11 protein-coding genes are annotated in these 15440 nt (G+C 42.2%); 8 read left to right on the top strand and 3 right to left on the bottom strand.

Annotated elements, in window-relative coordinates; all coding sequences use genetic code 11:
- Positions 1-254: 254 nt before the first annotated feature.
- Positions 255-2897 carry an aminopeptidase N gene (gene pepN, locus AOT82_RS02690; RefSeq protein WP_083328822.1) on the top strand — a complete coding sequence of 881 codons (2643 nt, stop codon included), beginning with the start codon at positions 255-257 and terminating at the stop codon, positions 2895-2897.
- Between the two features lie 229 nt (positions 2898-3126).
- On the opposite strand, the gene AOT82_RS02685 is transcribed toward pepN, so the two are convergent.
- Positions 3127-4209 carry a 3-deoxy-7-phosphoheptulonate synthase gene (locus tag AOT82_RS02685; protein ID WP_058025756.1) on the bottom strand — a complete coding sequence of 361 codons (1083 nt, stop codon included), beginning with the start codon at positions 4207-4209 and terminating at the stop codon, positions 3127-3129.
- A gap of 452 nt (positions 4210-4661) precedes the next feature.
- Here AOT82_RS02685 and lpxB point away from each other — a divergent pair, with 452 nt between their 5' ends.
- The 3 genes from lpxB to AOT82_RS02670 all read left to right on the top strand — a co-directional run bounded on the left by lpxB (position 4662) and on the right by AOT82_RS02670 (position 8298).
- Positions 4662-5978, top strand: a complete 1317-nt coding sequence (lpxB, locus tag AOT82_RS02680) for a lipid-A-disaccharide synthase (protein ID WP_071001708.1) — start codon at positions 4662-4664, stop codon at positions 5976-5978.
- A gap of 22 nt (positions 5979-6000) precedes the next feature.
- The gene (locus AOT82_RS02675; protein WP_083328821.1) at positions 6001-6873 is read left to right on the top strand and encodes a ribonuclease HII; all 873 of its coding nucleotides are present in this window, start codon (positions 6001-6003) and stop codon (positions 6871-6873) included.
- 246 nt (positions 6874-7119) lie between these two features.
- The gene (locus AOT82_RS02670) at positions 7120-8298 is read left to right on the top strand and encodes a CAP domain-containing protein (protein ID WP_071001706.1); all 1179 of its coding nucleotides are present in this window, start codon (positions 7120-7122) and stop codon (positions 8296-8298) included.
- A gap of 120 nt (positions 8299-8418) precedes the next feature.
- Here the strand turns inward: AOT82_RS02670 and AOT82_RS02665 are convergent, their stop codons facing one another.
- Positions 8419-9084: a DUF924 family protein gene (locus AOT82_RS02665; protein ID WP_083328820.1), complete on the bottom strand. Its 666-nt coding sequence runs from the start codon at positions 9082-9084 to the stop codon at positions 8419-8421.
- Between the two features lie 99 nt (positions 9085-9183).
- On the opposite strand from AOT82_RS02665, the gene AOT82_RS02660 reads away from it, so the two are divergent.
- From AOT82_RS02660 to AOT82_RS13920, 3 genes are all read left to right on the top strand, one after another.
- The gene (locus AOT82_RS02660) at positions 9184-10425 is read left to right on the top strand and encodes a carboxynorspermidine decarboxylase (RefSeq protein ID WP_071001704.1); all 1242 of its coding nucleotides are present in this window, start codon (positions 9184-9186) and stop codon (positions 10423-10425) included.
- 305 nt (positions 10426-10730) lie between these two features.
- A complete protein-coding gene (locus AOT82_RS02655) occupies positions 10731-12005 on the top strand; it encodes a saccharopine dehydrogenase family protein (protein WP_071001702.1) in 1275 nt (424 codons plus the stop codon).
- 195 nt (positions 12006-12200) lie between these two features.
- The gene (locus AOT82_RS13920) at positions 12201-13142 is read left to right on the top strand and encodes an SEC-C metal-binding domain-containing protein (RefSeq protein WP_197496717.1); all 942 of its coding nucleotides are present in this window, start codon (positions 12201-12203) and stop codon (positions 13140-13142) included.
- A 214-nt stretch (positions 13143-13356) separates the two neighbouring features.
- Here AOT82_RS13920 and htpX read toward each other — a convergent pair whose 3' ends face one another.
- On the bottom strand, positions 13357-14271 hold the full coding sequence (htpX, locus tag AOT82_RS02645; protein ID WP_071001698.1) for a protease HtpX: 915 nt from the start codon (positions 14269-14271) through the stop codon (positions 13357-13359).
- A 356-nt stretch (positions 14272-14627) separates the two neighbouring features.
- Between htpX and AOT82_RS02640 the strand changes: the two genes are divergently transcribed.
- Positions 14628-15440 (top strand): PhzF family phenazine biosynthesis protein, encoded by an 813-nt coding sequence (locus tag AOT82_RS02640; RefSeq protein ID WP_071001696.1) that lies wholly within the window; start codon positions 14628-14630, stop codon positions 15438-15440.

The raw sequence follows: 15440 nt of genomic DNA, 5'->3' as shown, positions 1-15440 counted from the left end.
GCTAACCAACACACATGAATGTATACGAGGAAATGTATATGAAGGATAAACTCAGTTATCTCGATGCCCATACTTGAAATATAAGGATTTAGGTCAATCTACCTATAAGCAGGAAACCATATATAACATGCGCCCGTTGTGACTTTCATTGTGACTTTGAGCGCCATAAACGTTGCTATCAAGACGAAAGCTATAATGCGAATAGCAAAACAATAACACTCATAACATATCATCAATAATAATAGGAAATTACCATGTCTACTGCTGAAACCGATGCTCAGATCATCAACCCTGAAATGCCAGATGTACCCCCACATGCACCAAGTAAAATTAATCTAAAGGATTACCAAAAACCAAGTTTTGATGTGGAAACGGTCCATTTGGACATCAAGCTGTTTGAAGATTATGCTCAGGTAAATAGTACGCTTAAGATGGTACGCCAAACCACAGGGGATATTGTCTTATTTGGCGAATCGTTAGAGCTGCTGTCTATTATCATGAATGATAAAGCGTTAACATCTGAGCACTACCAGCAAGAAGATGGCAAGCTAACGATTTATGAAGCACCTGATGAGGTTACCTTAGACATTCAGGTACGTATCTGCCCGCAAACTAACACCGCGCTTGAAGGTCTATACATGGCAGGTAGTGGTGACGACACGATGTTTGTGACTCAGTGCGAACCAGAGGGTTTCCGTAAGATTACTTTTTATCCTGATCGCCCTGATGTACTCGCGATATTTACCACTCGACTGGAAGCCGATAAGCGCTATCCGACGTTATTGGCTAACGGTAATTTAGTTGAAGCAGGCGAGGTTGCTGATGCGCCAGAGCGTCATTATGCGATTTGGCAGGATCCAACCAACAAGCCGAGTTATTTATTTGCCTGTGTTATTGCTGATTTGGATGTGTTGACAGACTCTTATACGACCAGCGAAGGTCGGGACGTATTACTTGAGGTGTATGCAAAATCTGCCGATATCGATAAATGTGATGTTGGTATGCAAGCCTTAAAAGACGCCATGAGATGGGATGAGGTCAATTACGGCCGAGCCTATGATTTAGATCGCTATATGATTGTGGCGGTCAGTCAGTTCAATATGGGCGCAATGGAGAATAAGGGTCTTAATATCTTTAACACCGCTTGCGTGTTATCGAGCCCTGAGACCACTACCGATGCGCGCAGTTTTAGCGTAAAAGCCATTATTGCTCACGAATATTTTCACAACTGGACGGGCAACCGTATCACGTGCCGTGATTGGTTCCAATTGTGTTTGAAAGAAGGTTTTACGGTTTACCGTGATCAGTCGTTTTCAGCAGATCAGCAATCAAGTGCGGTACAGCGTATCGATGATGTGGCGACCTTGCGTGCGCATCAGTTTGCAGAAGATGCAGGCCCATTAGCACATCCTGTACGTCCAGAGAGCTTTGTTGAGATTAATAACTTTTATACGACGACCGTCTATGAGAAAGGCGCTGAAATCGTACGAATGATTGCCAACACATTAGGGCCGGATGATTTTCGCAAAGGAACAGACGAGTATTTCCGTCGTTATGATGGACAAGCGGTCACGGTAGAAGACTTTTTATCAGCCCTTAGCATCACTGATGACAAAATCGAGGACTTTATCGACTGGTATCGTCAGCCAGGTACGCCAGTGGTATCAGGCTCTCAAACTTATGATAGTGCAGCGCAGACATTAGCGATTACTTTGAATCAGCAAACACGTCATGTGAAAGGCTTTGATGCACCAAAACCGTTGCCGATACCTGTAGCAACAGCATTGTTTGATAAAGACTCAGGCGCTATCGTCGCTGAGCGTATGTTATTGCTTGACGAGGCGACGCAAACGTTTGTGTTTGAAAATGTCGCAAGTGAGCCTATTGTGTCTTTACTGCGTGATTTTAGTGCGCCAGTACAGCTCAACTATGATTACCAAGATGCAGACTTAGCATTTTTGCTCAAGCATGAAACCAATGGGTTTAACCGCTGGCAAGTCACCCAAATGCTGGTCAACCGTATTTTACTGCAAAGCCAAGGTGCGAAGAGCAGTCCTGATGTGTATTTAGAAGCCTTGGCACAGACGTTGCCCGTTTTAGCAGCTGATGATGCGATGCTGGCCGCACGATTACTTGATATTCCATCAGCGCAAGAGCTGGCTTCTGCTATTCCTCAAGACTACGATCCGGTACTAGTGAAAGAGCAGCGCGATGGACTATATCAGCAAGTAGCAGATAAATTAAAAGATCAATGGGCTACGTTATACAATGATCTGCCAATGCAGTCTTATGAAGACAGTGCTCAAGCTCGAGGCATTCGTGCGCTGCGTAATGTGGTGCTTGATATGGCACTGACTGCTAACGTTGAAGGTGCAGCCGATTGGGCACAACAGCAATATGATAATGCTAGCTGTATGACAGAGCGTTTTGGTGCGTTGAAGGCGATGGTCAACCATCAGCTGCCAAAAGCCAATCATTATTTGACCGATTTCTATAAGCGTTTCCAAGCAAACGATCTGGTGATTGATTTGTGGTTCAGTGTGCAAGCCGCCGCTGATGATGTGACACCTGATGTTATCAAGTCGTTAATTGCGCATACCGATTTTGATTGGAATACCCCTAATCGTGTCCGTTCAGTTATCGGCGCCTTTAGCTCGCAACCAACAGTACTATGGACAGCAGAGGGTCTGAAGATGTATACAGACGTGATCAAAAAACTCGATGATGCCAACCCTGTATTGGCGTCGCGACTGCTACAAGTGCTGGCACGCTGGAATACCTTGGCTGAACCACGTCGTCAAATGGCACATGAGCAGCTAACAGACTTACGCAAGAACGTTTCATCTAAGCATGTGCTTGAAAGTTTAGAGAGTGTATTAGGTGCTGCAAATAGCTGATTGATAATAGCTAGGAAATAATTTAGCTGTAGTATTAACTTTAAAATAAAGCCAACCTCAAACTAGAGTTGGCTTTATTTAATTGAGCGTATAGCATTAATGATCATTAAGAATTAAGCTGCTCAAGAAAATGTTTTTCTTAAAATTCTCTCAATAAAAAGCCCCTTTCGTATCAGTACGAAAAGGGCTTTTTAGTTTTTGCTTGACGATATACTATCGTTAATGGCTATTAGCGGTTTGGTAGCACATCTTTTACCATATCACGCAAGCCGCGCAATGCGGTGACAGTGCTATCCCAGTCTAGACAGCCATCAGTGATAGATTTACCGTACTCAAGCTGACTTAAATCAGCGGTTAGTTTTTGATTGCCGCCTTTTAGGTGACTCTCAATCATCATGCCAATGATTGATTTATTACCATTTTGAATTTGCTCAGCGACGTTTTGGATAACCATCGGCTGCAAGTAAGGGTCTTTACCTGAGTTGGCATGGCTTGAGTCAATCATGATTTTGCCATTGGTTTTGCCTTTTGCCAGTTCGTTCTCAACTTGAGCAACTGCCGTTTCATCGTAGTTAGGCTTGCCATTACCACCGCGGAGTACCACGTGTGCGTAAGGATTGCCTTTCGATTTGATGATAGAGACCTTACCATCTGAGGATAGACCTAGGAAGCTATGCCCTTCTTTAACCGCCTGCATCGCATTGACAGCAACCGTCATACCGCCGTCAGTACCGTTTTTGAAGCCAACTGGGCAAGATAAGCCTGAGCTCATTTCACGGTGTGTTTGGCTCTCGGTAGTACGGGCGCCAATCGCTGACCAGCTAATCAAATCCTGCATGTACTGCGGCGTATTTGGATCAAGGGCTTCAGTCGCACAAGGTAAGCCTTTTTCATTGAGATCAAGCAATAACTTGCGCGCCGTACGCAAGCCCTTTTCGATATCAAAGCTGTCATTCATGTCAGGGTCATTAATCATACCCTTCCAGCCGACTGTGGTACGAGGTTTTTCAAAATAAACACGCATGACCACAAATACGCTGTCTTCGATCTCTTTTGCCAATACGGCTAAGCGATCGGCATACTCATGGGCCGCTTTAATATCGTGGATAGAGCAGGGTCCAATGACCACAAACAGACGCTTGTCTTTACCATCCAAGATATTTTGGATCGTTTGGCGACCGTTTAGTACGGTTTTGTATGCATCGTCTGACAGAGGTAGCTCAGCTTTTAGCTCAGCGGGAGTAATCAAAGGAATAAATTTTTCAATATTCACGTCGTCAATGTCTGCATTATGGGTAACTGATGTTGTCATGGTTATATATCGTCTAGCTGATTTATAGGAATATTCATTATGCGGACAAAAGTGTTGGTTGACAAGGGTAGTCCGGTAGTTAATTGACTGATAACTGGAATGAGGAAACTAAAACTTAGTTATACTTACACATGATTAAGGTTATATTTGAATTCGCAAATGCACGTTTGGTATTTCGTTTTTCTGTCTATTAATAAGGATGAATTAAGTGCTGGGTGCTCAACGATCAGATTTTATGCGTGAATTTAGCTATTTGTATCATCGTCACGTATGATAGCGACCGCGATGGCTTTATGATTGCGCACTAAAACGATTGCACACTAACACATGAACGCCAAAAAATAGACACAGATAAAATGTGTATGTCATCAACCTCTATCATTGACTTACTGTGTTATATTTTACAACAACGATTTATTTTATTTGTATATCTTCAATATTGAGAGCTTGTCATGACAGATTCTGCTACGTCTCATCCACATACTGATTCCATCAGCCAAACAGAGACGGATTTTAATAAACCTAAAACGACTGCCACGCCGCTAGTGATAGCCATTGTCGCAGGTGAAGTGTCAGGTGACAGTTTAGGCGCAGATTTTATGCAACAGATGAATAATCTGCGTGATGACATCGTTTGGGTAGGCGTGGGCGGCACTAAGATGCAAGCGCAAGGATTGCAAAGTATTTTTCCATTGGAGCGTTTGGCAGTGATGGGTCTGGTTGAAGTCATGGCGCAGCTACCAGATTTGCTCAAAGCACGCCGCGAGCTGCTGAGCGCCTTTGAGGTAGCTGGTATCGATTGGTTTATTGGTATCGATGCACCTGATTTTAATCTACGGGTCGCCAAGAAACTAAAGCCAAAAGGCATCTTTTGCGTGCAGTATGTCAGTCCTTCTATTTGGGCATGGCGTGAGTCGCGTATCCATAACATTAAAGCGGCGACTCATCTGGTATTGTGCCTATTCCCATTTGAGCTACCGGTTTATGAGCGTCATAATCATCCGGCGATCTGTGTGGGGCATCCGTTGCTACGAACCATTGATCAAGCACTGATAGACACGCCAATCAATCAGCGCCGTAGCGAGCTGGTCTGGCACAATGATGGTTTACAGCAGTTTTTTATTGAACGGTTTGATGATGTCAGCCAGCTTATCTGCGTGATGCCTGGCTCTCGGCGTGGCGAGATTACCGCTATCTTGCCATTGATGCTTGACGGCATTCAAAAGCTCATATTATTAGACCCAAAGCTGTGTTTTATCATTCCAACGGTTGATCAAAATCACCAATATATTGTGCAAGAAGTCATTGATCAATGCTCAGAGCAGCTGCGGGCGGCTATTGTCGTCGTTTATGATGATACTCAGCCAGAGTTTAGTCAGCATGCGATGGCAGCGTCAGATATCGTGATGCTAGCCTCTGGGACAGCAACATTGGAGGCAATGCTGCTTGAGCGTCCGATGGTGGTGGTTTATCAATTGAATCAGATCACTTATCAGATTGCCAAACGTCTGGTAAAAGTGCCTTATGTGGCACTACCTAACATTTTGGCTAATGCGCCGATTGTGCCTGAGCTTATTCAAGAGCAGGCAAGTGGGGATAATATTTGCCGTACGGTGATGCGTCTATTACAACCGCGTGCTTATGCTGAGCAATTAAAAGATCTGCTCGCGACAAAGCACACGTTGCAGCAGCAAAGCAATCATGAGCCAGCGAATAGCGTGATTGAACAATATTTTATGAGCGATAGTAATGCCTCTAATCTTACCTAACCTAGAAAGACTTTCTAATATTATGCAAATTCAACCTAGCACAAAAAACCTAGCCCAGATAATTGACGTCAGTACTGATCATATTGATGTCAAAGGGCAGTATATTCAATTGGCGGCGCCTATACGCTTATATGGACAGTTGAATACCTCTAAGCTGTTTGCTCAATATGAGCGCGATGAAGCGCAACGCTTAGAACAGTCAATATTAAAAATTGGCGTTGATGAAGCAGGACGTGGACCGTTATTAGGTAGTGTCAATGTGGCCGCCGCGATATTGCCTGCGTCTTGGTCAGGATTGATTGAAGAACAACCACTCAAAGACACACCATTGTCGATACTGACAGACTCCAAAAAACTGAGTGAAAAAAAGCGCGATATCCTTTATCCACTGGTAAAGGTGCATGCCCTCGGTTATATCATCGCTGATATACCCGCAGCTGTCATCGATCAAGTCAATATTTTACAAGCAACGATGCTTGGTATGCGCTTGTGTACGGAGGCACTGCTAGATGCCGCTCTTACATGCTTGGTGACTAAAAACAATGAGAATACATTGCTTAAACAATTACAAATTGAAGTATTGTTTGATGGTAATCGCTGTCCTGATTTGAGCCATGCTACATTTCACGAATTGGGCATATCGCCATCTTCTGTTGATTGCCAAGCATGGGTGAAGGGTGATGCACGTCATACCAGTATCGCAGCGGCTAGTATATTGGCAAAGGTGAGCCGTGATGAGACCATGTATGCCCTTGACATGCAGTATCCAGAATACGGTATTGCCAAACATAAAGGCTATCCAACTCGCGCACATATGGAAGCCATTGAGAGACATGGTGTCTTATCAGCACATAGGCGCAGCTTTGCGCCAGTGAGAAAGGCATTAGAGAGCTAATTTTAAACGACAATATCTCGTCTAGAAATCGTCTAATAATAAAGATTTAATGTACCAGCAGAAAGAAGATATATACCTATGTTAACAAATAGGCAAATTTTCGGAAAAATAACGAGCGAAAATTTATAAAATGTAATACAATATGTTGCTCTTGGTATAAAGTGCTGTTAAATCAATAACTAAGCTTTTATTTTGAGTTTTATTCTCACTATGAATTATATATATTACTATTTTATAGGATAAGAAATGATGGCTCATCCCCCTCAAAAGAACCTTGCTGTAGTGCTTTTCTTAGCGGTATTTTTAACCGCCTGCGGTGGTGGTGGTGACTCTGATAATGGTTCTACATCCAATAATCCACAGAGCGAAACACAAGATGAGCAAGATAGTAATCCTATTAATGAAAGCAATGCGCCAACTGAGAATAATCCGCAAGCAGCCTTAAGTGCTAATAATCAATTTAGTTTGGCAAGAACCAGTTGTGGTTTAAGTGGCTTATCTGTCGATACGGCGCTTGATGATATTGCGATTAAGCACGCAAACTATATCAAATACGTCTTTGCTAATAGCACGCCGACCAGTTTTAATGCCCATGTCGAAAATAAAATCAGCGATATTGCTAGTTTGACAGGTAGCAATAACCCATTCTTCGGTGGATTAGATTTCTCAGATCGCTTATTAAACGCAAAATACAGCAACGCACAATATGGTGCCACAGAAAATATTGCTCAATCTGTCTACTTCAATTCAGCAGGAAGCTTTCTGAAAACGGATGTGGTGGCAACATCAATGGCCAAGTCGTTGTTGGCAGCACCCTATCATTTGCGTTCATTGATGCTACCCACCTCAAGCGCTGTTGGCTCAGCCATGGTTTTATATAAACCGGATGCCAAAAATCCAGCTCTTAACCAAGGTTATGTCTTGGTTAGCCATGCCTCAGCGACAAAAGCGACCAAAGATACAACCGTGTCAGGTGTTTTTACTTATCCCTGTCAAGGTGTGACTGATACAGTAACTGCTCTGTATAGTGAGTCGCCAAACCCTGTTAAAGGCACAGGTCGCGATTTACGTACCGATCCTATCGGACAGCCTGTTTATGTGAGTATGCCATCAGCAAACAAAATCAAAGTCAGCAACATCAAGTTCCGAGATACTCAGCGAAATACTAATATACCGATTCAATTGATCGACTTTGATAACGATCCGTATGTGAACACCAACTACGCATTACCAGCGAATGAGGCATTTATTTTGCCATTAACAGATGCACTAAAGAGCTGCGAAGTTAATCGCGCGGCAAATCAAAGCCAGCAATGTGGTCTGTATGGCAATACAAAGTATCAAGTAAGCTTTGATATCTTGATTGATGATAAAAACTTAGAAAGTAAGTCATTCACTTTTACGACGGGTAAGGTAAATTATTAGTTAAGCCGTTTAATCAATTGTACAAACAAAAGGACTGAACCAGATAACTGGCTCAGTCCTTGTTTTATATAAAGACACTATAAGAATGTGACAAAGTAAGCAGACTGGATAAAACCTACTTTAAAATGAAGAATTTGGCTGTTGCAAAAAGGCTTTTTCATCCTCAGTTGATTTGCGCCCTAGTGCCTCATTACGATGTGGGTAACGCCCAAATTGATCAATAATTTCTTTATGACGATATTCAAAATCTAGCGTAGTGGCATCATTTAACTGTCTAAATAATGGCAAATAGCGCTCATGAATTAAGGCAGATTCAGAGTGCATAAATGGGATAATCATAAACTTACGCCATTGCATCGGTAAAGTGTCAAAATAGGGCTGCTGAGTGGCTTCTTGTGCTAAAACTAATGCCATACCGTCTTGGGCAAAAGCACAGGCTTGTTCGCGACACAGGTTTCGTGAAAACTGATCTAAGACAATGATTTCTGCCAATCGTCCTGCTAGCGCTGTTATTGAACTATTGCCATCTAGAGAAGATTCTGCGAGGCGCCATTTAACGCATTCACCTTGCTTTGCTGCCTGCCAAATGTCACCAAACTTGTCCTTTATCTGCTTATCAAAACGATCGTTTTGTTCAAACCAACACGCTTCATTATCTTTATCAAACCAAAAATCCAATACTGCACGCGCATCCGGGTGGAGGTGCGTCAAGTCTATATGTTTTGGGTCTAATTGAGAGGCATGGGATCGACTGGCAGAGGTGGAATAATCGGTTGAGAGTGCCATAAGATATTCTAATTATGATGGATTTAGTCTACTATAGCGCAAATATTTATATCTGTCTGTCAAGATACCAACAGCAGAGTGTCTATTAGGTAACCTATTATGAATGCAAAAAATCTAGAGAATTCTATCAACGTATCGTTGCCACCAACGCCATACTACGTGCTTGATGAAGCGGCGATCGTTGCCAATATGAAAATCATCGCTAGGCTATGTGAGCTGTCTGGTGCAAAAGCATTATTGGCACTCAAATGCTTTGCCACATGGGGTGTTTTTGATGTGATGCAGCCTTATCTGCATGGCACGACTTCGTCTTCACTTAACGAAGTGAGATTGGGCTATGAGACCTTTGGTAATAACGCTGATGCCAGTAGCAGCGATAAAAAAGAAACCCACGCTTATAGCGTCGCCTATAGTGCAGATGAAATTCCTGAAGTACTCAGTTATGCTGATAAGATTATATTTAACTCAATCTCACAGCTAACTGCTTTTAAAAATCAAGCGGCAGCGCAAGGTGTTCCAGTAGGCTTACGATTAAATCCAAAAACCAGCAACTCATCATTTTTGATTGCTGATCCTGCACGTCCATTTAGCCGCCTTGGTGAGCACGATAAAGATAAAATCGCAGCGGTACTAAGCGATATTACAGGCGTTATGATTCATAACAATTGCGAGAATGACAGTTTTGAAGCCTTTAGTGAAAGTTTGGCAGATATCGAATCTAGATTTGGCGATATTTTGCAGCAACTTGAATGGGTAAGCTTAGGCGGCGGCATTCATTTTATCGCGCCTGATTATCCATTAGAAAAGCTGGCTGACAGATTAAAAGTATTTAGTGAGACCTATGGCGTGCAAGTTTATTTAGAACCAGGCGAAGCAAGTATCCATGGCGCGGGCACGTTGGTCACGACAGTGTTAGACACCATGCACAATCAAAAAAATCTCGCCGTCGTCGACGCTTCGATTGAAGCACATATGCTCGACTTGCTTATCTATCGTGAGTCCGCACCGATTGTCGCGATCAATAATACTGCTAGCAATATTGCACCTACTGGCAATCCAGCAGAAGCTGCGCCGTCTGAAGCCAATGCTGAGTCGGCAGACCATACCATTATTTATGGTCGTTCTTGCTTGGCAGGTGATATCTTTGGTGAGTATGCATTACCGAGTAATCTTCAGATAGGCGATAAGATCGCCTTTGGTAATGCTGCCGGTTATACGATGGTCAAGAAAAACTGGTTCAATGGGGTTAATATGCCAGCGATTGTGATTCGTCGTTTGGACGGCAGTACCGATATCCAGCGTGAGTTCGACTATGAGGAATATAAAGCCAGCCTATCTTAAGCCTTAGTAGCCTTAGTTTTTAAGACTATGTTATTGTCGGGTTTTGTATTTTAATGTTTAAAAAACAAAGGCTTAACCTGTATTAGTATGCATTTTAATATCTCTACTTTTTATACATATTTTTTACCGATAAGGGAATAAAAATTGTTATAATCGCGTCGGGCAAATAATGGAGTATTATCTGCCCGACGGGTGCGTGGGTTTTCCTCGGTCTTCCTTTTTAATTCACGCATATCATTCACTCGTTTCTGTTTTGCATAGCCAAAATCAATGGTATCGACAGGGACACAAAGGAGGATTGTTCATTGAACACAAACCAACCAGCCAAATCTAACAAAAAAGACGTACTTATCATCGGAGCAGGCGGCGTCGCTCAAGTGGTCGCGCATAAATGTGCGATGCACAATGATGTGCTCGGCGAGATCCATATCGCCTCACGTACCAAAGACAAATGCGATGCCATCGCGCAGAGCGTAAAAGAAAAAGACAGCTTTAAGCAGGCTGCAGTCTTGCATACGCATCAGGTCGATGCGATGGACAGCCAAGCACTCGTGCAGCTGATACAAGACACAAAAATACAGATACTTATTAATGTTGGCTCGGCATTTATCAATATGACCGTACTAGAAGCTTGTATTGAAACAGGCACGGCATATATAGATACGGCTATTCATGAAGATCCACGCAAGATTTGTGAGACGCCGCCGTGGTACAACAACTACGAGTGGCAACGCAAACAGCGCTGTGCAGACAATAATGTCACTGCTATTTTAGGTGCAGGCTTTGATCCCGGTGTGGTCAATGCGTATGCACGCTTGGGTTATGACATGATGGATGCAGGATCTGTGACTGATATTGACATCATTGATATCAATGCGGGCAGTCATGGCAAATATTTTGCGACTAACTTTGACCCAGAGATCAACTTCCGTGAGTTCACAGGGACAGTTTACTCTTGGCAAGATAGCAAGTGGCAGTCTAATAAAATGTTTGAAGTCAAACGTACAGATGATTTGCCAGTTGTGGGTGTGCAGAACAGCTATCTGAGTGGTCATGATGAAGTGCATTCATTGTCAGCCAACCTAGATGTACCAAACATTCGTTTTTGGATGGGCTTTGGTGAGCATTATATCAATGTATTCACCGTGCTACAGAGCTTAGGCCTACTGTCTGAGCAGCCAGTGATGACGGCTGAAGGCCAAGAAGTGGTGCCGCTAAAAGTCGTGAAGGCGGTACTACCAGATCCAAGCTCGCTTGCACCAGAATATACAGGCAAGACTTGCATTGGTGATAAAGTTAAAGGTAAAATCAATGGCGTTGAGACGGAAGTGTTTATCTACAATGTCTCAGATCATAAAGACGCTTACAACGAAGTGGGTAGCCAAGGTATCTCGTATACTGCAGGCGTGCCACCTGTTGCTGCGGCAATACTAGTCGCGACTGGCGAATGGGACGCAGGCAAGATGGTCAACGTCGAAGAGCTAGATGCCAAGCCATTTATTAATCTATTGAATAAGATTGGTCTGCCAACGCGTATCAAAGATAGCGAAGGTGATAGAGCGCTTGAGTTTGATATTTAATTAGCAAATGTTATTTAGAAAAGCCTATCTTTTATAGATAGGCTTTTTTTATGTCTAGTTATATGAATAAAGGGGGCTAGCGGTGACATGGCGTTCTTGCTACTATCACTGGTAGCTACCATTTTATTTTCTACAAATGCTCTACTTTTTATACTCATTAGCTTTCACTTTAAAAAAATATTAAGGACAGTAAAATTGAGAGTCAATAAATATGGTTTAAAAGATACTATATCCTCTTTAGTGAAAAGAGAAGTTAGGCAGCGCTGTGGGTTTGGTTGTGTTAACTGTGGTAACGCCGTATATCAATATGAACATCTTGATCCTACTTTTGCTGAAGCAAAGGAACACAATCCTGAACATATTGTTTTGTTGTGTGGAGGCTGCCATGATCGAGTCACTAGAATAATTCTATCTAAAGACACTATCAAAATGCGATCTTTAAATCCTATTTGTAATCAGAAAGGATTTTCTTTTGGTCCTTTTGATCTTGGTCTTGTAGAACCTACTATAAAATTAGGCACCTTGATATGTAAAAATGTAGATTCTTTAATTAATATTGATGGTGAAAGTATTTTCTCTGTGAAAAGACCTGAGTGCACAGGATCACCCTTTAGAATTAACGCCTATCTTACAAATTTTGATGGTAAAGAAATACTGAAGATTGTAAATAATGAATGGGTTACTTCTACATTAAATTGGGACGTTGAAGTTATTGGAGCAAAAATTACGATTCGAAAAAACTCAGGAAATATTTCTCTAGTATTGAGGTCAGAGGCTCCTCACACCCTAATTATCGAAAGACTTGAAATGATGCATCATGGAGTAAAGATTAGCTGTCGAGAAAATGAAGACTTAAAAGTAGTGACTCGAAGTGGTCAAGTTTTGAGCTCTTCATCTATGAGTATATCAGGTTGCAAGGTGGGGTTGGATATATTGGAACACTCGCTTTCAGTAGGTGTTGGCGGTGGTTGTGTGGAAATAAGTAATATGGAAATTAGTTATCAATCTGCAATTAATCGTTACCCTGTACCTTTTAATGAAGTGAAAAAAACTATAAAAAAAGAAAAGATAGGTCGTAACCAACAGTGTCCATGTGGTAGTGGTAAAAAATATAAAAGGTGTTGTGGAATTATATAGTCCAGAGTTTCAGGATATTTATATTGCATTTGATCTTAGGATAAAAATGATGAGCAATGTTTGATCAAGCCTAGTTGCATTGGTTCGTATAGTGAGTCTATATTTTTAAACTATAAATTTTGCTATATTGACCAAAATCAAGGTATAACCTACAGATCACTAGCCCAATTTAAAGGTTGTGCTTCTAGCAATCAATAATGAACCAAACAATCCATCACCTTTCACTAGGATTATATTCTCTCAACGCCGCAATACGATCATCCAATGTTGGGTGTGAGCGGAACAGGTTGGCAATACTAAAGCCTTGAGATTGTCCAGACGAGATTGCAAATGCTTTCATACTCTCAGGCATTTGATCTGGTCGCTGTGCAGAAGGACGCAGAGCATCAAGCGCACTGATCATTTTTTCGCGGCTGGCAAGTTTGGCGCCCATTTGATCCGCACGGAATTCACGTAAGCGTGAGAACCACATCACGATAGCAGACGCCAAAAACCCAAGCAAAATATCCATCACAATACTGGTGATAAAGTAACCGATACCTGGGCGATCACTGGTGTTTTTGAACACAGTACGGTCCACGAAACTACCGATAATGCGCGCAAAGAACATCACAAACGCATTGACCACGCCTTGAATGAGGGCAAGGGTTACCATATCACCGTTGGCTACATGACCAATCTCATGCGCTAGTACCGCTTCGACTTCATCTTGATTCATATTTTGTAGTAGACCAGAGGATACCGCTACCAGCGCTTTATTCTTATTCCAGCCAGTTGCAAACGCGTTTGGCTGCGAGTTATTAAAAATACCAACCTCAGGCATACCGATGTTTACCGCTTGCGCTTGTTTTGCCACTGTATCGACCAGCCATTGCTCAGTTGGGTTGCGTGCGGATTCTATTACCACCGTACCCGTGGATTTTTTGGCCATCCATTTCGACAGAAATAGCGAAATCATTGAGCCGACCATACCGTAGATACCGCACATAATTGCAAGGCTGACATAATTTAGCCCGCCTGCCGTATATACACCGCCAATCCCAAAAAATCTGGATAGTATCCCAAACACAATGCTAAAGACCACGATCACGGCCAAGTTGGTCAATAAAAACAATCCAATACGCATCATGACGCTAATTTCCTATTTAAATTTAAAGTGTTGGTATGGCCTAGATAGGCGGTTATTTAAGAAGTTTGTTTGCCATGATAGATTTTACTGGGGTTTTGTGTGTCATACTATTTCAATATTGTCAAAATGCTAAAGTAATTATGTTGTCCTAGCTATAGTGAGATTTTTTGAGACAATTAGCGAGCTAGGTATATTAGCTCGTTGCCAAGACCGGTTAGCTACAGTACAACATCATTGAAAGTATTGCCTATTGATCTAAGTATTAAGTTTTGGTCAACTATTTCTTATTTTGATTTCTCCTAAGATAATGATGACCAAGATTAATCTTTAAAAAATTATAAAAATGAGAACATCACATGCAACTAGAAATAAATATTATAGACGCCTTCACTGACACGTTGTTTAAAGGCAATTCTGCGGCGGTTATTGTGACATATACATGGTTAGATGATGCTTTGATGCAGTCTATTGCGTCTGAAAATAACTTGTCTGAGACCGCTTTTATTGTTGCTGATGGCAAAGGTGTTTATCATATTCGTTGGTTCTCACCATTGACCGAAATTGACTTCTGTGGTCATGCGACCTTAGCCGCTGCCTATGTATTGTTTAATAAAAATTCAAACGTACAGTCGATTAACTTTTCAGCCAAAGCGGTTGGTATTTTGACAGTCGCAAAAACGGATTCTGGCAAAATGCAAATGGATTTTCCCAATAGAATGCCTGAGAGAATCGATGAGATTCCTGATAGTTTATTAGCAGGTCTATCCATTGGGCCTGCTGAAGTCTATCGTAATACTCAAGCGTATTTCGTCATCTATGATTCTGAATCCGATGTGCTGAATGTCGCGCGTGATAATGAAAAGTTGAAGCAGCTAGCGCCCTATGATGTGGTGGTAACTTGTCAGGCAACCTCAGAGAGGTATCATGATTATGATTTTATCTCTAGATACTTTCGGCCAGCAAATGGTGGTGATGAAGACCCAGTAACAGGTTCGATTCATACTGGACTTGCCCCTTTATGGGCGAAGCGTTTAGCCAAAAATGAATTAGTCGCTTATCAAGCATCTAGTCGCGGCGGTGTGCTTGACTGTACCGTGGCAGACGATAGAGTGCTTATTTCTGGCAATGCCGTACAATACCTGACTGGATTTATTACCGTTGAGGAGTAG

Source organism: Psychrobacter sp. AntiMn-1 (assembly GCF_001854065.1).
In the GTDB taxonomy this organism is placed as follows: Bacteria; Pseudomonadota; Gammaproteobacteria; order Pseudomonadales; family Moraxellaceae; genus Psychrobacter; species Psychrobacter pacificensis.
Note: the sequence above shows the minus strand (reverse complement) of the source record. Positions and strands in the feature narration are given on the sequence as shown.